The sequence below is a fragment of the Maritalea sp. YIW29 genome, from assembly GCF_057219265.1.
Genome location: NZ_JBXVVF010000001.1, coordinates 1011249 through 1030398, shown reverse-complemented (window position 1 = coordinate 1030398; position 19150 = coordinate 1011249). Strand labels below are relative to the sequence as shown.

Below are 19150 nucleotides of genomic sequence, written 5' to 3'. Positions count from 1 at the left end.
TTGGCTTGGCTGCAATCATTTGTCGCATTCATTCTTCTGCAGGCCGTTGCGTGGGGCGGGACCCATTTCTATTTCACCACCAACCCTAAGCAGGCGTTGGTGGTGGTTGATACCTCATATGCAATGAAGCCCCATTTCACTGAAGCGGAAAAATGGATTGATGCCTATGTCAGCGCCACACGTTACACGGACATCGAAGTTGGAACGGATAAGGTTTCACTGGGTAATATCAGCGACTTAAGATCAAAAGATGTGCTGTTTCGCACGGCTTTTGGCCGCATATCACAAGACAATGTTGCCGCGCTTTATGGCAACGCGAATTATGGCAATAAGTTCCTCTTGACTAGTGAGCCACTGCAACTCGATGGCTGGCAGGTCGTTTCCTGGTAGCCATTTCCAATTCAATGAATTTGCGCGTTCTCTTGATCAAGATTCGTGTGGGCTGTTTTTCCCCAGACAGAGCTGGACAAGTCCAGCAGCTTTGCGTTTAATCTTTTTAAAAAAAAAGATAAAACAATAAAAAGAACGCTCTGGGGACAGGAATTACATGACATATAAGTCAGACATTGAGATCGCGCGCGCCGCGAGCAAACAACCTATTGCTGAAATTGGTGCGAAACTCGGGATTGGCAATGAACATTTGCTACCGTTTGGTCACGATAAAGCGAAGGTTTCTGCCGAATTCATCAAGTCGGTAGAAGGCAAAAATGATGGCAAGCTGATCTTGGTGACAGCGATCAACCCGACGCCTGCGGGCGAGGGTAAAACCACCACGACGGTAGGTTTGGGCGACGGTCTTAACAAGATCGGAAAGAACGCCACAATCTGTATTCGCGAACCGTCTTTGGGTCCATGCTTTGGCATGAAAGGTGGCGCTGCTGGAGGCGGGTACGCACAGGTTGTGCCAATGGAGGACATCAATCTCCACTTCACCGGCGATTTCCACGCGATCACGTCGGCTCATAATCTATTGTCGGCAATGCTCGATAATCATGTTTATTGGGGCAACGAAGAACAGGTTGACATTCGCCGGATCACGTGGCGTCGCGTAATTGATATGAATGACAGGGCTCTACGCTCAATTGTTGCTTCGCTAGGCGGTGTGGCAAATGGATATCCACGCGAAGCAGGGTTCGACATCACGGTTGCCTCAGAAATTATGGCGATCCTTTGCCTAGCGAACGATCTTGAAGATCTGCAAAACCGCCTTGGTGGCATCATTGTCGCTTATCGCCGCGATAAAACGCCAGTATATTGTCGAGACATCAAAGCTGATGGCGCAATGACGGTGCTGTTGCAACAAGCGATGCAGCCAAACCTCGTGCAGACATTGGAAAATAACCCAGCCTTTATTCATGGCGGACCATTTGCCAACATTGCCCACGGTTGTAACTCCGTGATCGCAACCAAAACAGCGCTTAAACTTGCCGATTATGTGGTGACTGAAGCCGGATTTGGCGCGGACCTAGGTGCTGAGAAGTTCTTCGATATTAAGTGCCGCAAGGCAGGCCTTGAGCCATCTGCTGTGGTTATTGTTGCAACCATCAGGGCCCTGAAAATGAACGGTGGCGTGGCCAAAGATGCATTGGGCAATGAAGATGTGGAAGCTTTGACGCGAGGTTGTGCAAATCTTGGTCGCCACATTGAAAATATCCAGAAGTTTGGCGTCCCTGCCGTTGTGGCGATCAACCATTTCGTTACCGACACGGATGCGGAAGTGCAGGCCGTACGGGATTACGCCCGCTCTGTTGGCGCAGAAGCGATCCTATGTCAGCATTGGGAAAAAGGTTCTGAAGGCACCGTAGCGCTCGCGGAACGGGTTGTTGAAATTATTGATGGCGGCGAAGCAAACTTCACCCCACTTTATGAAGACAGTTTGCCCCTGTTGGGCAAAATCGAAAAAATCGCTATGGAAATCTATCGCGCTGACAAAATTGTCATCGACAAGAAAGTCGAGAACCAATTGCGAGAGTGGGAAGAGGCGGGATATGGCGACTTGCCAGTGTGCATGGCCAAAACTCAATATTCTTTCTCAACAGATCCAAATTTACGGGGTGCGCCAACCGGGCACGCGATTCCGGTGCGAGAAGTGCGACTTTCTGCTGGCGCAGGGTTTGTGGTTGCTGTATGCGGTGACATAATGACCATGCCCGGCTTACCGCGCAAGCCATCTGCTGAAGCAATCCATCTCGATCAAAATGGCGAGATACAGGGTCTGTTTTAGTCAACATCAGACGAGGTAATAAGGTGAGACGCCAGTTTCAATCGGACGAAATCAACGCTCGCCTTATTCCGCTTGGCGACCGCGCGATTTTGGTGCGGTTTGGTACCCACCTAACGCTAAATGCGAACCAGCGCGCTCAGTCTTTCGCCAGACTCTGCAACGAAAAACTGCAATCGTTGATTGAGGGGTGCAGCTCTAATTTGGTGTCTGTCATCATTCAGTATGACCCAAACTTCGTTGAGTTTGAGATGCTCAAAGGCCAAATAATGCTTCTCATCTCCGGTTTTGATGGGCAGGCAATTGAGCAAGATACCAAAACCCACAAAGTCGCCATTAAGTATGGTGGCGAAGAGGGGCCGTGTTTGGCTGATGTTTGTGACTTGCTTTCAATGTCGATTGGACAATTCACGAGCACCCACGCTGCGCAACCGCTGCACGCGTTGGCGTTGGGCTTTTCACCGGGTTTTCTTTACTTAGGCCTACACGATGACGATTTGCGTGTGCCAAGAAGGGCAAAAGTGCAGGAAAATGTGCCTGCAGGCTCGGTTCTTTTTGCCGCGGGACAGACAGCCATAACATCGCGGCCGATCCGCACCGGATGGCATGTGATCGGGCAAACGAAATTGCGCAATTTCGCGCCGGACACAGATCAACCAATTCTGATAAGACCGGGTGACATCGTTCAGTTTGATGTGGTGGAGAATTTATGACCGGATCAATCACCATCTCGCGCATTTCCCCCAACTCAACAATTCAAGATGCGGGGCGTTCTCTGGGAATTCAATATGGATTGTCCGCCGGCGGCCCGATGGATCGCGCGGCCTTTTTGCGTACTCATAATGCGCTTGATGGCCAAGGGAGCCAATCAGTCATCGAGTTTTCTATGTTGGGCATTGAATTTACCTATACTGGACCACCAATGGAATGCGCGGTTGATGGCGGCGAGTTTCAAGTTCAGCACAATGGCGATCAGAAAAATTCGCCGGGGAACCTTTTCCTAACGGATGGTGACCAAATCAATATCACTACAGGCCGGGCGGGCAATTATGGCTATATCCGGTTTGCACAGGCTCTCGACGTCCCTTTGGTATTGGGCAGCAAATCAACAAATCTCGCGGCAAAAATTGGCGGAATTGAATCACGGGCTTTAAAGAGCGGTGACATCATCCGCTTTGAGGATGAAATTGTACCCCGCGCCAGTGGTCGCGTTCAGACTGTTCAAAACACACAATTGCCTGGAAATGTGATCCGTGTTTTGCCAGGGCTACACGCAGAATTGTTGGGCCCAGAGGCGTGGCAAGCTCTGTTTGCTGCACCGTTTAAGATTTCAAACTCAATCGACCGGATGGGCTTTCGCTTGTCTGATCCATCATCAAGGTTTGACGTTTCAACGCATAAAAACATTGTCTCGGACGCCGTTGTACCCGGCGATATTCAGATCTTAGGCGATGGCACGCCCGTCATTTTAATGCGTGATCACCAACCGATTGGCGGATATCCACGTATTGCCACGGTCATTGACGCAGACCTCGACTATGTTGCTCAGTTACGGCCGAATACCGAAATCTCTTTTGTTTCAACGCTTTTGCAAAAAGCACACAAGGCGATGAAGACTAAATCATGAATAGCTGGATTGACCTCAACGCAGACTTAGGAGAGGGAACCGGCAACGACGCGGCGATGATGAACTACGTGACCAGCGCTAATATCGCGTGCGGCGGCCATGCCGGCGATGAGGGAACAATTCGCAGCTCAATCGAGCTTGCGCTTGAAAACAACGTTGCGATTGGTGCCCATCCCGGATTTGAAGACAAAGAGAATTTCGGGCGCGTACCGCTAAATCTCTCTGAGGACCAATGGCGAGATCAGATCGGGCGGCAATTGGAGCGATTTGAAAATATCGCACAATCAGTTGGTGCAACAATTCAATATGTGAAGTTGCATGGCGCAATGGCCAATATGACTGCAGCAGATCGAAACCTTGCCGATATTGCATACAGCGAGGTTAAATCGCTTCGCGATGATATGGTTCTTTTGACCATCGCCAATTCTCATCAAACTGCCGCCGCCAAATCACTCGGAATGAGCAATGTTGAAGAAGCATTTGCGGATCGCGCTTACACCGATGAAGGATTGCTTGCTTCTCGCAATTTAGACGGCGCTGTACTTTCTGACGAAGCGCAGGTCATTCATCACATTAGCCAGCTATTGCAGACCAAAACAGTGCGCACGATCACCGGCAATACGATCAATTTGAGTGCAAAATCAATCTGTTTGCACGGTGATAATGAACATGCGGTCGCGTTGGCTCAAACTATATCGACGACGGTTAAGTCTTTGAAATTCGAAATAAAATCATTTGTGCATTAGAACTAGGATGAGAAAATGACAGCAAAGATCATTGATGGACGTGCTTTTGCGGAAGGGCTTCGTGAGCGCATTGCGGAACATGTGGAGCGCTTGAAATCTGAGCATGGTATCACGCCGGGCCTTGCCGTTATTATCGTTGGACACGATCCGGCGAGCCAAGTCTACGTGAATTCAAAAGCCAGACAAACCGCAGAAGTTGGCATGAACTCATTCAAATATGAGTTGGCTGATGATGTTTCAGAACAAGAAGTTTTGGATCTGATTGATGAGCTGAATAATCGCGATGACGTCAACGGCATTCTGTGCCAATTGCCAGTGCCTAAACATATCGACGAAAACAAAATCATCGAAGCGCTTAGCCCGGCAAAAGACGTTGACTGCTTTAGTCCGGCAAATGTCGGTAAGGTCGCCATCGGCTTGCCCGGCCCGGTGCCTTGCACGCCGCTTGGCAGCTTGATGCTTCTGCGCGACGAGTTGGGTGACTTGTCCGGCAAAAACGCCGTTGTTGTTGGCCGTTCAAATTTGGTTGGCAAACCAATGGCGGCGCTTCTGCTTCGTGACAGCGCAACGGTGACGGTGGCCCATTCGCGGACCAAAGATTTGGACAAAATTTGCGCAGCTGCTGATATTATCGTTGCCGCTGTTGGCCGTCCGCAAATGATCAAGAAAGACTGGATTAAGCCTGGCGCGACCGTCATTGATGTAGGTATCAACCGCATCGATGCACCAGAGCGCGGCGAGGGCAAAACGCGCCTTGTTGGGGATGTTGATTACGCTGGTGCATGCGAAGTTGCTGGCGCTATTACCCCAGTTCCTGGTGGCGTGGGTCCTATGACCATTGCATGCCTGTTGGCGAACACGGTCACAACAACATGCCTTGCCAATGGCCTAATGCCACCAAGTGATTTAACAGCGTAGTAAGAGATCAACGAGAACGGTTACGCCCACGGCGACGTGGGCGTCCGCCTTCTGAACCACTATCTTGGGGCGAAAACGCCACCATATCAAAATGGGCGCGTGTCAGCGCAAAATCATCAACGCTATTGGGCAAACCCATGGCGGCGACAAATAGATCTTGGAAGTCCGCTTCTAGGGCTGTTTCGATTTTGGTGACTTCTTGCACTGTCTGTTCGATGCGTGCACGAGCATTGACGTCGAGCAACGCAATCAACGCGCCTTGCCCGGCAGCATTGCCAACGGCGGTCACTTTATCGACTTCGCAATCGGGCACCAGACCAAGCAACATGGCGTAAGCTGGATCAATGTAAGAACCAAACGCGCCTGCCAGCCGGATTTCGCCAACTTTTGGGATGCCAGATTTTTGCATCAGTAGTTTCACACCCGCATAAAGCGCAGCCTTGGCCAATTGAATGGCCCGAACATCATTTTGTGTCACTTCAATATGCGGCGTACCTTCGCGCACAATGAAGGACCAAGTTCTACCATTCGGTTTTAGAACGGCTTCTTCGGCCTGGTTTTGCGGAGAACGAATAATACCGTCTTGGGTCAATATCCCTGCAAGTAACATCTCTCCAATTATCTCGATAATGCCGGAACCACAGATGCCGGTAACGCCTGTTGTTTTTGAATTTTCCTCAAATTCAGGGCCGTCGGACCATTCTTCTGTTCCAATGATTTTATAGCGACATTTCAGCGTTTTACGATCAACACGAATACGCTCAATAGCACCCGGTGCCGCCCGTTGCCCGCACGAGGTTTCCGCACCTTCAAATGCCGGACCAGTTGGGGAGGACGCGGCTAAAAGCTGATTGCCATCCCAAAGGGCGATTTCTGCATTGGTGCCCACATCAACAACCAAGGTCGGATGCGGTTCCGTTTCCGGGTGCTGCGCAAGCATCACGGCTGCTGCATCAGCACCCACATGCCCAGCAATCAATGGCAGCAAATAAATCGAGGCGTCGTCGTTCAGGTTCAAGCCGATGTCTAATGCTGTGCAATGCACGGCCTCGGATTGAACCAAGGCAAACGGCGCTTGACCAATTTCGGTCGGGTCCCAGCCCAAAAACAGATGATGCATCACCGGATTGGCGACGAAAACGGCATCCAGCAATTGGTCGCGTTCGCGGTTAGCAATATCTAGCAATTGGTCAATTAAACCATTCACCGCGTCAACAACAGCCTCGGTTAGGTTTTGCTGCCCGTTATCGTTCATCATGACATAGGAGACGCGGGACATTAAGTCTTCGCCAAACCGAATTTGCGGGTTAGCGACCCCGGCGGAGGCCAAAATCTCACCCGTCATTAAGTCTGTGAGGTGTGCCGCGATGGTGGTGGACCCGATATCGACGGCAAGCCCAGTTATGTCTTCAGAATAGCCGGGGAAAATCGCTACAATTTCGGCGGCACTTGTTGGGTTGTGAATGGCGACGGTGACTTGCCAATCGGCCTTGCGCAATAGTTTTTGCAAGCCAGTTTTTAGGCGATGAGCGACTGTGATTTTTCCCAAGCCAAATTGATCTGAAACAGCCTTGCACAACCGATCAGCATCACCCAACGGATTGTGCATGTCTGGTTGCTCAACCTCGACAAAATAAAGCCGAACAGCCGGTTTGCGCACCATGCCAATGGTGTCCGCGTCTTTGCGAATTGTTTGACCGGCGGCTTTAAATGCATCAGGAATTTCCAGTACAACGTCGCCCTGCAAAGTTGCAGAGCAGGAAAGGCGATGGCCAATATCTAGGCCACGCTTTTCTTCGTACCGCTGTTCCTTGAAGCCTTTTTCTGAAAGCGCGCTTTCTCGACTATCAATATTGAACTTTGCAAAATTACCTTCTGCAACAGACACTTGGCATTTGCCGCAAATGCCTCGGCCGCCGCAAACGCTTTCAACATAAACGCCCAACTCACGCGCTGCGTCCAGCAACGGCGTCCCAATCGGAAACCGGCCCTTATGCCCAGAGGGCTGGAATACAACCAACGCGTCTTCTTGTTCGGCGCTCATATGAGTTATCCGCGTCTTCTGCGGCCAGAACGGCGTCCGCGCCCACCTGGCTCTTCGCCTTCAACCACAGGGCGGTTGGCGCGAAGCCATTCTGCACAATCTGGGTCTAATCCGTTCAGAACGTTCGCCGCCCGAACCGCATCCATTTGCTCTTTGTGCAATGGGCTCATGATGGCTGATGTCATGCCGTGGCCTGCGGCCATAGCGATGAAGTGGCCGGTCATCAATTGGCGGTTTGGAATGCCGAAACCGACATTTGATGCGCCACAAGTTGTGTTGACTTGCAATTCTTCACGCAAACGACGCAATAGGGCAAACACCTGCCGGCCTGCATCATTCATTGCGCCAATTGGCATTACCAATGGGTCAACCACCACGTCTTCTTTTGGGATGCCATGATCTTGAGCGCGTTCAACGATTTTCTTAGCCACCGCATAGCGTACGTCAGGATCAGTGGAAATGCCGGTCTCGTCGTTTGAAATCGCAACAACAGCCGCACCATATTTTTTGACCAATGGCAATACGCGTTCCAGCGATTCGTCTTCACCAGTCACCGAGTTGACCAAAGGCTTGCCCTGATAAACAGCCAAACCCGCTTCAAGCGCATCGATGATCGAACTATCGATAGAAATCGGCGTATCGGTCAAACTTTGCACCAATTGAATACACTCGGCCAAAATTTTAGGCTCATCCGCCAAAGGCACACCGGCATTAATGTCCAAAACATGCGCGCCCGCCGCAACTTGCGCCAAAGCATCGGCCTGCACAGTTGTATAGTCGTGCTCTTTCATTTCGGCAGCCAGTTTTTTGCGGCCAGTTGGGTTGATCCGCTCGCCAATCACGCAAAACGGTTGGTCAAACCCAATAGAAATTTCTTTGGTCGGAGAAGACAGGACGGTACGTACGGTCATTATTCTATGCCTTTTTAAACTTTGTTGCCGCCATTGCGGGCGATCTCTGCCAAGATTTTTGTCGGAAATTGTTCTTCAAGCTCAACGGCGATCCGCTCCACCGCGTCTGCCGGAGCCTCATCGCCAATTTCAACTGTTTCGCGACGCCACTCGGCCAAATAACTGTCGGTGTCATCCGCGCCACTTTCCATGGCGGCTTTATCAACGGCCACCAAAAAGCGGTCGGCGAGGGGGCGTTTTAGTCCCTTTCGGCCGCGGCCATGGGTCAGCTGCGTCGGTATATCGCGCCAATAAATAATCGTGATGGACATTTACGCCGCCCCTTTTAGAAATGGTTCCAACAAGCCAAATGCCGTTGATTTTTGTTCAAAGCGAAGGCCTAAACGTTTCGCTGCGTCCTCAGCTTTTTGCGTCAATTTTGCGTCGTCGGATTGAGCGAGATAGATCAGGCGCGTGTAATTGCCGAAATATGCGTCCAATAGCTCTGGGTGCCGATCCAACCCCAATGGTTTAAACACCAAAGTGTCAAACTGGCGCACCAAATAATCGGTTAGATAGAATGTGCCAGGTTCTGCATCCTGCAACTGATCAAACTGGTCTAGCCCCAAAAAGAACGCATAGCAGTGCGCGCCATCAAGCCGCGTTGCGTCATGTTTTTCAAGTACGCTGTCCAACTTGCCCGCTGTGCCGCAATCCCCATAGCCCACAAGCAATTGGTCGCAATCATTTGCCAGTTCGGCCAATGCAGCGTCGACAGCCGCCGGAATTTCCGATGGTCGATTATGCAAATTTGCTGGCAGAAATTTGGTTTCAAACGGCACGTCGCCCAATTGTTTCTGGATCGTCAATATCTCACGCGCTAACGCTCCACAGGCCACAAGGCCTGTTTTACCGACAGCGGTTGGATTGCTCTCTTGCGACATGAGTTTTACGCAGCCTGTTGTGAAATAAGGCGTTTTGCCGTTTCCACAGCAATCGCCGCGTCTTTACAATACGCATCAGCGCCGATGGCTTCGCCAAACTCTTCGTTCAGTGGCGCGCCGCCAACGATGACGATCAATTCGTCGCGAATGCCTTTTTCCTTTAGCGTCTCTATTACCACTTTCATGTAGGTCATGGTGGTGGTCAGCAAAGCAGACATGCCCAAAATGTCAGGTTTATGTTCTTCTATCGCCGCCAAGAATTGGTCAACATCCGTGTTGATACCAAGGTCGATGACTTCAAAGCCAGCGCCTTCCATCATCATACCCACAAGGTTTTTGCCGATATCGTGAATGTCACCCTTCACCGTGCCGACAACCATTTTGCCCATTTTGGGTGCGCCGGTTTCGGTGAGGAGCGGACGCAAGATGAACATGCCGCCCTTCATGGCGTTCGCCGCCAGAAGCACTTCAGGCACAAACAGAATGCCGTCACGGAAATCATCACCTACAACTTTCATGCCCGCCACTAGGACCTTGGTCAAAATGTCATAGGGCGTCCAACCCCGTTCAAGGAAAATGTTCACACCTTCCTCGATTTCGGGTTTTAATCCGTCATAAAGATCGTCCTGCATTTGCTCAGAAAGTTCTTCATCACTCAAATCCGAAAGGATGATTTCTTCTTCATCTGCCATATCACTGATCCCTATCTAGATATCTTAAGAGCGCCGACGTCGGCGGTTAGAACGGTCCGCGGTTTTTTCAGATTTTGGTGACACGAGGGGCCCCAATGTTTCAATAATTTCTTCTGCAGTTGGCGCATCACCACCATTGTGAGTGCGAACCGCATCAGCCATTGCTTTCACGTGTGCCGGGCTGTTGCCGCAGCAACCGCCGATAATGGAAATGCCTAAATTCATAGCTAGTTTTGCGTAGTCGCCCATTAGTTCCGGCGAGCCAGAATAAACCACTTTGTCGCCAGCAATCTTTGGAATGCCCGCATTTGCTTTTGCCACCACTGGAATGCCGCCAGAATGGGCTACAAGGTCAATCGCCGCCACCAACAAGTCGGATGCACCCACACCACAGTTCGAACCGAACGCCAGTGGCTTTTTATCTCTAGCTTGCATCGCTTCGCCAAAGTCTGCGGGTGCAAAGCCCATCATTGTTTTGCCAGCGGTGTCAAAACTTGCGGTGACGACATAATCCATGCCCACTTCACCAGCAGCTTCGATTGCCGCGTCAATTTCTTCAGGTGAGGACATGGTTTCGATCCATGCAACGTCTGCCCCGCCTTGTTTTAAGCCCGTCATCTGCTCGATGAACGCTTCAACAGCGCCTTCATATGTTAACTCGCCAAGTGGGACCAAAAGATCACCTGTTGGGCCAACAGATCCGGCAACAATAATTTCGCGACCAGATTTAGCAACGAGGTCGCCAGCGATGGTCGCTGCGGCTTCATTCACTTCTACAACTCTGTCATCCAGTTGGTGCAGGTGGAGACGACGTGCAGTACCGCCGAAACTATTGGTCACCAAAATGTCTGATCCAGCGTCGATAAATGACTGGTGTAGCGCTTGGATTCGGTCGATATGGTCAAAGTTCCATGCTTCCGGTGCCTGGCCAGAATCAAGTCCCATCGGGATCAAATTGGTACCCGTAGCGCCGTCAGCGAGCAGAATGCCGCGTTCATCAAGCAATTTCTGGAGTTTATTCACGTTCATTGACCATTTCTTATGTTCAGAATTTGAATTGTCATAACATAAATGGGATATAAAGAAAGCTTTATATCATCACTTTAGAGGAAAAATTGTGACACACCATCGCCTTATTTCTAGTTAAGAAAGCGGTGGTTAAGATTGCAGCAACCATGTAAGTGATCATAATTAGCCAAAACACCCTAATCGATTGTATAAAATTGTCGATATTGGATAAATGTATTGTGTGCGCACCTATGACTTTGAAGAAACTTGGATACAGCGCTCGCCTAGCGATCGTATTGGCACTCGCCGTTCCCGCACTAGCTGCGTGCAGCGATGCGAACCCATTGGTGAACACGAAAACTAAATTTTCTTCATCCGAATATGGTGTTTCTGCTTCTCCGCGTTTGACGTCTAGTTCTCGTGTCAAAAAAGGTGGCGGGCGCAGTCAAATTGGTAAGCCCTATAAAGTTGCCGGCAAATGGTATCATCCAAAGGATGAGCCCGGGTACAACAAAACAGGCATTGCATCTTGGTATGGGCCAAACTTTCACGGCCGGCTAACGGCCAACGGTGAAATTTTTGATCAAAATGCATTAAGCGCCGCACATCCAACGCTTCCTTTGCCTTCTTATGTTCGTGTAACGAACTTGAGCAATGGCAGTTCCGTGATGGTGCGTGTGAACGACAGGGGCCCATTTGCCCATGGTCGCCTGATAGATCTTTCTAGCCGAACAGCAGATATTTTGCAGATAAAGCAAAAAGGGACTGCCAAAGTTCGGGTTCAATATGTTGGCAGGGCGCCGCTAAATGGCGACGATACACGTTTCCTAGTGGCCAGCATCAACAAAAAAACCGACATGGAACGCGGCGCAACCCGATTAGCGTTTAATAGTAATACAATGCGCCTAGCCAGCATGTCGCTTGATCAGCTGCAGCGGCCAGCACAGGCACCGCAACCTCCCAAACGCACGCAATTGTTGCAGACACCTGGTTTCTCAGATGAAACCTTCGATTTACTTGCGTCTTCTTACGCCAGCAAAACTGAGGGCGATCCGAGTTTCGTCAATGGTGCACATCAAGCGGTCACCCAAATGGCGAGTGGCAATATTGCGCTACACCAATGGCAAAATGACGTTGAACGCCCGCTGACACGCGTTGATCGCTCAATCGGCATTTTCCAAACCAATGAAGCCGCGCACCATGTTGGACAATCATTTGCACTGCTCGGCATTGTCGATTTGCGCCCAACAACGGTAAATGGCAAACCGGTAACGCAGGTCTATTTGGAACAATTGCGCCACGGGGTCACCCATCAGGATGTAAATGATCTTGCGCAACGCCTTGGCCTAAACGATTTCGTGTTGTAATAAATCTCTTACGCCAAATGTTTGTTCGGTTTGGGCCTGGTCGCATAATCAGTGAATCAGGCGGTGAGGGGATTTATGACGGCCATACGCCGCCACATTGTTTGTTTGTTGAGTGTTGCCAGTGCGATTTGGCTCTGCCTAACGGCCATTGCATTCGCTCAATTGGAATTTGAGACTAAAGCCAAATTCGCCGTCCTGATGGACTACGAATCTGGCACCGTACTTTTTCAAAAAAATGCCGACGAACTGATGGAACCCGCTTCCATGGCGAAGTTGATGACGGTTGCGGTGGCTTTTCAGCGCCTGCAGCGTGGTCAATTGGCAATGGACGATGAAATGTTCATCTCCGAAAAGGCTTGGCGCGAAGGCGGTGCATCTTCGGGCGGTTCAACAATGTTCGCCGAACTCAATTCCAAAGTAAGCGTTGAGGATCTTTTACGTTCCATCATCATTCAGTCTGGCAATGACGCGAGCATCGCCATCGCTGAGGGCATTGGTGGTACCGAGAATTCGTTTGTTCGTGTGATGAATGAGATGGCACAAGACTTGGGATTAAAGAACTCGGAATTTGCTAACTCAACTGGCCTGCCAGATCCGAACATGCGCGTCACCGCTCGCGATCTTGGCAATTTGGCGCGGCACATCATCAAATCATACCCTGAATATTACTCCATTTTTGCCGAGCCAAACTTTGAGTGGAACAAGATTAAGCAGGGCAATCGGAACACTTTGCTTGATGACGGGATCGGCGTTGATGGCCTGAAAACCGGCCACACCGAAGCTGCAGGATATGGAATCGTCGCAAGTACCACCGAGAATGGTCGACGCTTGATTGCCGTGCTACATGGCATGAAGTCCAAAAAAGAACGCAGCGAAGAAGCACGTAAACTTGTCACCTGGGGATCGCGGAACTTCGAGCGTTTCGAGGCGTTTGACGATGGCGAGATTGTCGGTGAAGTATCGGTTTATGGCGGCGAAAGTGGCAGGGTGGGCGTTGTTGGCGACGGGCGCGTAGATATCTATATTCCAAAAGGATCTAGACGTTGTTTGAGTGCAAAAATTGTTTATCGGGGACCATTGATGCCGCCGGTTGAACAGGGCCAGGAAATCGCTACATTGCAGGTATGGTGCGGCGACAATTTGATCCAGTCTTCTCCGCTCTATGCGGTAGAAACGGTTGAGCAGGGTGGAATTGTTCGACGCGCAACTGACGCACTAAAAGAATTGGCCTTGGGTTGGCTTTAAGGCCGAGCCGTACACCTGAACACTTGTTGATTGCACTCGAATGAAGTCAAAATTTATCACATTTGAGGGCGGTGAGGGGGTTGGAAAATCAACCCAAATCAAACGCCTTGTTTCCAAGCTCACAAAATCGGGCGTTGAAGCCGTTCGCACACGCGAACCGGGTGGAACACCGCGCGCAGAAGCAATTCGTTCGTTTCTGTTGCAAGGAAAGTCAGAACAGTGGGGACCAAGCGCTGAGGCAATCTTGTTTGCAGCTGCTCGACTGGACCACGTAAATTCAATGATAAAGCCAAATCTTGAAGACGATAAGTGGGTCTTATCGGATCGCTTTTGTGATTCAACGCGGGCCTATCAGGGCCTCACTGGCGGCGTCCCAGATGAGTTGATCGACGCGTTGGAAACCTTGGCGCTGAATGGCGCAACGCCTGACCTAACGATCCTCATTGACATGGACCCGGAACTTGCTTTTGAGCGTGTTCGCAAGCGGGCGTCTGAGGATGGCTTAAACCTACCACCTGATCGCTACGAGAAAGAGAATTTGGATTGGCACCGCCGTCTGAGGCGCAACTTTCTTGACATCTCACGGGCTAATCCGGAACGGTTTGTGGTGGTTGACGGCAACCAATCCACAAACGATATGGAAAGCGCCATTTGGGATTGTGTGAAAGAGCGCTTTACAGAATTGGCCGCGTAATGGCAGTTCAAGACGTACCTTCGCATGCTGATGGTCTGCCTGGAGTTCTTCCTCCAGAGCAACAAGGCCAAGTTGTTGGCCACCTCGCTGCTAAGAAGCAAGTTGTGGATGCCTACAGCTCAGGCAAATTGCACCACGCTTGGCTGATCGCTGGGCAAAAAGGTATCGGCAAAGCAACATTCGCCTTCGATATTGCCCGCGAACTATTCGTTCTTAGTGGTGATGAGGAAGCACACCGGGTCGCTGAAATGGTTGGCAACGGAGCCCACCCTAATTTGAAGATCATCCGGCGGGCGTTCAATCATAAAACCGGCAAGTTTGCAGCTGGTGTTTCCGTGGATATTGTCCGCAACGCCGTGAAATTCTTCCAAACAAGCGCAGCGACTTCTGGGCTTCGCATTTGCGTGGTGGATAGTATTGACGATCTAAACGCAAATGCCGCGAATGCGCTTCTTAAAACACTTGAAGAACCACCTGCAAATACGTTGTTTTTGTTGATAGCAAACCAATTGGGCCGAACCTTACCAACCATTCGTTCGCGATGTCGTTTACTTCGACTGGGGGTGCTGAGTGACGACGAGGTACGCCAAGTTGTGGGGGAAATTGCAGGTGAAGCCGGTGTTGACCTAGACAATATTATGGAACTCGCGCGAGGCCGTCCGCGAAAAGCACTTGAGGCGGTGTTTGCAGCATCTGACCCGACTTTGCAGACGCTGGGGCACTGGTTGCAACAACCAAATACGGGTGGCGACGCAGAAGCTATGCAACTTGCCGGTTCGATTGCTCAATCAAAAGACGACGCAATATGGCCTATGTCGATTGAAATGCTTGAGAATGCCATTGCCTGGCGCACCAAACATTTGCTGGCCACCAATAAGCATAGCCCGGCGCTTGCCAATGCTCTAAAGCTATGGGAAAAGACCTCTGAAATGCTGAACGAGCAGGCAATTTTCAATCTCGACAAAAAACAAACAATCATCATGATATTGGATGCCATTCGTGAGTTAGATCGCGCTGCACCAATTAACTTTGAACCGAGCGCATGACCGACAAAACCTACTACATCACCACAGCGATCCACTATCCAAACGGCGTCCCGCATATTGGGCACGCTTACGAAATGGCCGGAACTGACGCCATGGCGCGGTTTAAACGGCTGGATGGCTATGATGTGCGGTTTTTGACTGGCACCGACGAGCACGGCATCAAGATGGCTCAAACCGCTGAAGCGCAAGGGATTACCCCCAAGCAGCTCGCGGATAAAAACTCTGCCCAATTTCGTCGCCTGTCTGAAGCGTTAGATCTGTCAAATGATGTGTTCATCCGCACGACAGAAAAACGCCACTATGAGGCAAGCCAAGCCATTTGGAACAAGATGGTTGAAAGTGGCGACATTTATGATGGCAAATATGCCGGCTGGTACTCCGTTCGGGATGAAGCCTACTATGATGAAAGTGAACTGGAAGACGGTGACGGCGGTGAAAAACTGTCACCACAGGGCACGCCAGTTGAATGGGTAGAGGAAGAGAGCTTCTTCTTCCGTCTTTCCGCCTTCGGCGACCGTCTTTTAAAGCTTTACGAAGACAACCCCGATTTCATCGGTCCAAAATCTCGCAAAAACGAGATCACTTCATTTGTGAAGTCCGGCCTAAATGACCTGTCCATTTCGCGCACTACGTTTGATTGGGGTATTCCGGTGCCCAATGCCGACGGCCACGTCATGTATGTTTGGGTCGATGCGCTGACCAACTATCTTACAGGGGCTGGATATCCTGATATAGATAGCGAGGACTTTAAAAAGTATTGGCCGGCAGATGTCCATGTTATCGGCAAAGACATTATCCGATTTCATGCCATCTATTGGCCTGCATTCTTGATGTCAGCTGGTATAGAATTGCCAAAACGTGTTTTTGCACATGGCTTTTTAACCAATGACGGCAAAAAGATGTCTAAATCGCTTGGGAATGTCGTTGATCCATTTGAGATCATTGACGAATTTGGCGTTGACCCTGTGCGGTTCTTCTTCCTACGCGAAGTTAATTTTGGCAATGACGGCGATTATAGCCGTGAGAAATTCATCAATCGCTGTAACGCGGACTTGGCGAATGATTTTGGCAACTTGGCGCAACGTTCACTTTCGATGATCGCGAAAAACTGCGAGGGCAAGGTGCCAGCGCCAGGCGAATTGACCGACGAAGATAATGCAATCCTTGGCTCATGTATCGCCGCAATCGATGTTGCTCGCAAAGCAATCGACAGAAACCACGTGCACGATGCTGTTTCTGCCGTTTGGGATGTCGTGGGTGAAGCAAACCGCTATTTCGCCAATGCCGAACCTTGGGCGCTGAAAAAGACGGACCCTGAACGGATGAACACGGTGCTATATGTTACGGCAGAGGCTATTCGCCGATTGGCTATTCAAGCGCAAGCCGTTGTTCCGGCATCCGCTGCGAAATTCCTTGATATGCTAGCCGTCGAAAGTGATCAGCGTATGTTTGCGCACGTCAATGAAGACCATAAATTGCAGCCTGGCGTCGAGCTGCCAACACCTACGCCAATTTTCAAACGATTTGATAAAGAGGCGTCATAAATTTATGCTCGTTGACAGCCATTGCCACTTAGATTTTGACTCATTGCAAGAAGACTTTGACGCCGTTATGCAGCGCGCCAACGCAGCTGGTGTTGAACGGATGGTGACGATTTGCACGCGGGTGAAAAAGTTCGATACCATCACCAAAATTGCCGATGAGAACAAGAATGTCTATTGTTCTGTGGGCACCCATCCGCATAATGCAGATGAAGAGCTCGACATCTCTGTTGAGCAATTGGTCGAGCTTTCTGCCCACCCAAAATGCGTGGCCATCGGTGAGGCGGGTCTAGACTATCATTACGACAATGCGCCTCGTGATGCCCAGGAAACCGGGTTTAGACGGCATATTGCGGCCGCCCGTCAAACAAAGTTACCATTGGTCATTCACACACGTTCAGCGGATGAAGATACAATCAAGATTTTGCGGGAAGAAACTGCAAAGGGCGCATTTCCCTTTGTTCTACATTGCTTTTCAGCCGGTTTAGAACTCGCCAAGGTTGGTATTGAGCTAGGTGGTTATCTCTCATTTTCTGGTATTGCGACGTTTAAGTCAGCTCAGTCAATCCGTGACGCTGCGCATCTCGCGCCGCTTGATCGAATTTTGGTCGAAACCGACGCGCCATATCTTGCACCAGTACCCCATCGTGGCAAATCAAATGAGCCATCTTTCGTCCGGCACACCGCAGAATATTTAGCTGCCGATCTGGGCCTAGATTTTGAACAATTTGCCAAAACAACAACTCAAAACTTTGATCGCTTGTTTTCAAAGGCGGTTTGATGACGGACCAGAAACAAAACATTGAAGTTACGGTGCTCGGGTGTGGCTCGTCTGGTGGGGTGCCACGTGTTGGTGGCAATTGGGGCGATTGTGACCCAAATAACCCTAAAAACCGCCGTCGGCGTTGCTCATTATTGATAACGGCAAAGCGTTCGCCGACCGAACAAACAACAGTAGTCATTGATACGGGCTGCGATATCCGCGAACAGTTGCTTGAAGCAGGCGTGACCAGTGTGGACGCCGTGTTGTACACCCATGACCATGCAGACCATACCCACGGCATTGATGATCTGCGGGTGTTGGCGTTAAACAGCAAAAAACGCGTCGAGATCTACGCGAATAAGCCGACATTGGGCCGTTTAAACACAGCATTTGGTTATTGTTTTCAAGCACCTGCCGGTAGTGCGTATCCACCAATTCTCAACGCCAATGAAATCGCTGAAGGTCAAACCGTTACAGTCGAGGGCGAGGGCGGTCCACTCGACATTCATGTGTTTAATCAAACACATGGCAATATAAATTCCCTTGGTTTCCGTATTGGTAAACTGGCCTACTCTTGCGATGTGTCCGATTTTCCACTAGGTGCACAAAGGTACCTGAAAGATCTCGATGTCTGGATCGTTGACGCCCTGCGCAGAACGCCGCATCCTAGCCATCTTTCATATGATGAAACATTGGTATGGATAAAAAAAATGCAACCAAAACAGGCATTTCTGACAAATATGCACATTGATTTGGACTATGAAACTGTGCGCACCGAAACACCAGATCACGTTATGCCAGCGTTTGACGGCCTAACGATTAAACTGAGTTAGACGCCAAAATCTTTTCGATTGACCCAACGGGCAAATCATCCCAAACGATCGATACAATCCGCCATTGGCCAGCAAAACGAGCGAACTGCAGCGTTTTTGCGCCTTCGCCCAGTTGTTCCGTTCCGTTTTCAGACCAAGATTTTTTGTAAAGCGACCAACGCTGAGCAATGTTTCCCGATACTTGCGTCGAGCTGAAGGATTCATACTCGTAAAATTCTGAGAGATTGCCGGAGTTCAGCAGCTCAAGGCGTGGAGCGGAAAAAGTATCGATGTCATAAACTTCAATTTGATCACCGACACATTTGCGGATCTGAACATCATCCGACATCACGTTGTCCAACTCATCCAGACAAACTATTTTGCCTGAACGATTGTCGAACAGTCCATAAAAAACATTCACCAACTCATCAATGAGTTGCTGATCCTCGTTACTTTTGCCCATGAAAATGCCCAACCCGAAACCAAATTCGCTTTGCGTGTTCAACCATATCACCCAAACTAGGAAGTGAGAACGATATAAATTTGTTCCATAATATATATTATGCGAAAATACGATTTAACTATGTGCGCG

The 19150-nt window shown here is 50.0% G+C and carries 20 protein-coding genes; 13 read left to right on the top strand and 7 right to left on the bottom strand.

What is annotated here, in order from left to right; all coding sequences use genetic code 11:
• From AC2D8L_RS05005 to folD, 6 genes are all read left to right on the top strand, one after another.
• On the top strand, positions 1 to 390 hold the full coding sequence (locus AC2D8L_RS05005; RefSeq protein WP_484684343.1) for a hypothetical protein: 390 nt from the start codon (positions 1 to 3) through the stop codon (positions 388 to 390).
• A 157-nt stretch (positions 391 to 547) separates the two neighbouring features.
• A complete protein-coding gene (locus tag AC2D8L_RS05000) occupies positions 548 to 2224 on the top strand; it encodes a formate--tetrahydrofolate ligase (protein ID WP_484684342.1) in 1677 nt (558 codons plus the stop codon).
• A gap of 23 nt (positions 2225 to 2247) precedes the next feature.
• Entirely contained in the window at positions 2248 to 2934 is a 687-nt protein-coding gene (locus tag AC2D8L_RS04995; RefSeq protein WP_484684341.1) for a 5-oxoprolinase subunit B family protein, read from the top strand.
• The gene (locus AC2D8L_RS04990) at positions 2931 to 3848 is read left to right on the top strand and encodes a 5-oxoprolinase subunit C family protein (RefSeq protein WP_484684340.1); all 918 of its coding nucleotides are present in this window, start codon (positions 2931 to 2933) and stop codon (positions 3846 to 3848) included. Before AC2D8L_RS04995 ends, AC2D8L_RS04990 begins: the two co-directional genes overlap by 4 nt.
• Positions 3845 to 4594, top strand: a complete 750-nt coding sequence (locus tag AC2D8L_RS04985) for a 5-oxoprolinase subunit PxpA (protein ID WP_484684339.1) — start codon at positions 3845 to 3847, stop codon at positions 4592 to 4594. Before AC2D8L_RS04990 ends, AC2D8L_RS04985 begins: the two co-directional genes overlap by 4 nt.
• A 15-nt stretch (positions 4595 to 4609) precedes the next feature.
• On the top strand, positions 4610 to 5512 hold the full coding sequence (folD, locus tag AC2D8L_RS04980; RefSeq protein WP_484684338.1) for a bifunctional methylenetetrahydrofolate dehydrogenase/methenyltetrahydrofolate cyclohydrolase FolD: 903 nt from the start codon (positions 4610 to 4612) through the stop codon (positions 5510 to 5512).
• Between the two features lie 7 nt (positions 5513 to 5519).
• Here folD and AC2D8L_RS04975 read toward each other — a convergent pair whose 3' ends face one another.
• Genes AC2D8L_RS04975 through bmt form a run of 6 tightly spaced genes read right to left on the bottom strand, consistent with a single transcriptional unit; the run spans position 5520 to position 11111 of the window.
• Entirely contained in the window at positions 5520 to 7556 is a 2037-nt protein-coding gene (locus AC2D8L_RS04975) for an ASKHA domain-containing protein (protein ID WP_484684337.1), read from the bottom strand.
• Positions 7557 to 7561: 5 nt separating this feature from the next.
• The gene (locus AC2D8L_RS04970; protein WP_484684336.1) at positions 7562 to 8467 is read right to left on the bottom strand and encodes a dihydropteroate synthase; all 906 of its coding nucleotides are present in this window, start codon (positions 8465 to 8467) and stop codon (positions 7562 to 7564) included.
• Between the two features lie 14 nt (positions 8468 to 8481).
• A complete protein-coding gene (locus AC2D8L_RS04965; RefSeq protein WP_484684335.1) occupies positions 8482 to 8778 on the bottom strand; it encodes a virulence factor in 297 nt (98 codons plus the stop codon).
• Entirely contained in the window at positions 8779 to 9390 is a 612-nt protein-coding gene (locus tag AC2D8L_RS04960; protein ID WP_484684334.1) for a DUF1638 domain-containing protein, read from the bottom strand.
• Positions 9391 to 9395: 5 nt separating this feature from the next.
• The gene (locus AC2D8L_RS04955; RefSeq protein WP_484684333.1) at positions 9396 to 10082 is read right to left on the bottom strand and encodes a corrinoid protein; all 687 of its coding nucleotides are present in this window, start codon (positions 10080 to 10082) and stop codon (positions 9396 to 9398) included.
• A 24-nt stretch (positions 10083 to 10106) separates the two neighbouring features.
• Entirely contained in the window at positions 10107 to 11111 is a 1005-nt protein-coding gene (gene bmt / locus AC2D8L_RS04950) for a betaine--homocysteine S-methyltransferase (RefSeq protein ID WP_484684332.1), read from the bottom strand.
• 230 nt (positions 11112 to 11341) lie between these two features.
• On the opposite strand from bmt, the gene AC2D8L_RS04945 reads away from it, so the two are divergent.
• The 7 genes from AC2D8L_RS04945 to AC2D8L_RS04915 all read left to right on the top strand — a co-directional run bounded on the left by AC2D8L_RS04945 (position 11342) and on the right by AC2D8L_RS04915 (position 18579).
• Positions 11342 to 12457, top strand: a complete 1116-nt coding sequence (locus tag AC2D8L_RS04945; RefSeq protein WP_484684331.1) for a septal ring lytic transglycosylase RlpA family protein — start codon at positions 11342 to 11344, stop codon at positions 12455 to 12457.
• Positions 12458 to 12532: 75 nt separating this feature from the next.
• A complete protein-coding gene (locus AC2D8L_RS04940; RefSeq protein ID WP_484684330.1) occupies positions 12533 to 13702 on the top strand; it encodes a D-alanyl-D-alanine carboxypeptidase family protein in 1170 nt (389 codons plus the stop codon).
• A 40-nt stretch (positions 13703 to 13742) separates the two neighbouring features.
• Positions 13743 to 14396: a dTMP kinase gene (gene tmk / locus AC2D8L_RS04935; RefSeq protein ID WP_484684329.1), complete on the top strand. Its 654-nt coding sequence runs from the start codon at positions 13743 to 13745 to the stop codon at positions 14394 to 14396.
• The gene (locus AC2D8L_RS04930; protein WP_484684328.1) at positions 14396 to 15442 is read left to right on the top strand and encodes an AAA family ATPase; all 1047 of its coding nucleotides are present in this window, start codon (positions 14396 to 14398) and stop codon (positions 15440 to 15442) included. Before tmk ends, AC2D8L_RS04930 begins: the two co-directional genes overlap by 1 nt.
• Positions 15439 to 16986, top strand: coding sequence for a methionine--tRNA ligase (metG, locus tag AC2D8L_RS04925; RefSeq protein ID WP_484684327.1), 1548 nt, complete (start codon positions 15439 to 15441; stop codon positions 16984 to 16986). Before AC2D8L_RS04930 ends, metG begins: the two co-directional genes overlap by 4 nt.
• Before the next feature lie 4 nt (positions 16987 to 16990).
• A complete protein-coding gene (locus AC2D8L_RS04920) occupies positions 16991 to 17764 on the top strand; it encodes a TatD family hydrolase (protein ID WP_484684326.1) in 774 nt (257 codons plus the stop codon).
• Complete coding sequence (locus AC2D8L_RS04915; RefSeq protein ID WP_484684325.1) at positions 17764 to 18579, top strand: MBL fold metallo-hydrolase; 816 nt, start codon at positions 17764 to 17766, stop codon at positions 18577 to 18579. The genes AC2D8L_RS04920 and AC2D8L_RS04915 overlap by 1 nt, the downstream gene beginning before the upstream one ends.
• Here AC2D8L_RS04915 and AC2D8L_RS04910 read toward each other — a convergent pair.
• Positions 18566 to 19021, bottom strand: a complete 456-nt coding sequence (locus tag AC2D8L_RS04910; RefSeq protein WP_484684324.1) for a hypothetical protein — start codon at positions 19019 to 19021, stop codon at positions 18566 to 18568. The genes AC2D8L_RS04915 and AC2D8L_RS04910 overlap by 14 nt on opposite strands.
• Positions 19022 to 19150 lie beyond the last annotated feature (129 nt).

Coding starts and splice junctions, on each gene's coding strand:
- AC2D8L_RS05000 (WP_484684342.1), top strand. CDS start 548: ATGACATATAAGTCAGACATTGAGATCGCGCGCGCCGCGAGCAAACAA.
- AC2D8L_RS04990 (WP_484684340.1), top strand. CDS start 2,931: ATGACCGGATCAATCACCATCTCGCGCATTTCCCCCAACTCAACAATT.
- AC2D8L_RS04985 (WP_484684339.1), top strand. CDS start 3,845: ATGAATAGCTGGATTGACCTCAACGCAGACTTAGGAGAGGGAACCGGC.
- folD (WP_484684338.1), top strand. CDS start 4,610: ATGACAGCAAAGATCATTGATGGACGTGCTTTTGCGGAAGGGCTTCGT.
- AC2D8L_RS04975 (WP_484684337.1), bottom strand. CDS start 7,556: ATGAGCGCCGAACAAGAAGACGCGTTGGTTGTATTCCAGCCCTCTGGG.
- AC2D8L_RS04970 (WP_484684336.1), bottom strand. CDS start 8,467: ATGACCGTACGTACCGTCCTGTCTTCTCCGACCAAAGAAATTTCTATT.
- AC2D8L_RS04965 (WP_484684335.1), bottom strand. CDS start 8,778: ATGTCCATCACGATTATTTATTGGCGCGATATACCGACGCAGCTGACC.
- AC2D8L_RS04960 (WP_484684334.1), bottom strand. CDS start 9,390: ATGTCGCAAGAGAGCAATCCAACCGCTGTCGGTAAAACAGGCCTTGTG.
- AC2D8L_RS04955 (WP_484684333.1), bottom strand. CDS start 10,082: ATGGCAGATGAAGAAGAAATCATCCTTTCGGATTTGAGTGATGAAGAA.
- bmt (WP_484684332.1), bottom strand. CDS start 11,111: ATGAACGTGAATAAACTCCAGAAATTGCTTGATGAACGCGGCATTCTG.
- AC2D8L_RS04945 (WP_484684331.1), top strand. CDS start 11,342: ATGACTTTGAAGAAACTTGGATACAGCGCTCGCCTAGCGATCGTATTG.
- AC2D8L_RS04940 (WP_484684330.1), top strand. CDS start 12,533: ATGACGGCCATACGCCGCCACATTGTTTGTTTGTTGAGTGTTGCCAGT.
- tmk (WP_484684329.1), top strand. CDS start 13,743: ATGAAGTCAAAATTTATCACATTTGAGGGCGGTGAGGGGGTTGGAAAA.
- AC2D8L_RS04930 (WP_484684328.1), top strand. CDS start 14,396: ATGGCAGTTCAAGACGTACCTTCGCATGCTGATGGTCTGCCTGGAGTT.
- metG (WP_484684327.1), top strand. CDS start 15,439: ATGACCGACAAAACCTACTACATCACCACAGCGATCCACTATCCAAAC.
- AC2D8L_RS04920 (WP_484684326.1), top strand. CDS start 16,991: ATGCTCGTTGACAGCCATTGCCACTTAGATTTTGACTCATTGCAAGAA.
- AC2D8L_RS04915 (WP_484684325.1), top strand. CDS start 17,764: ATGACGGACCAGAAACAAAACATTGAAGTTACGGTGCTCGGGTGTGGC.
- AC2D8L_RS04910 (WP_484684324.1), bottom strand. CDS start 19,021: ATGGGCAAAAGTAACGAGGATCAGCAACTCATTGATGAGTTGGTGAAT.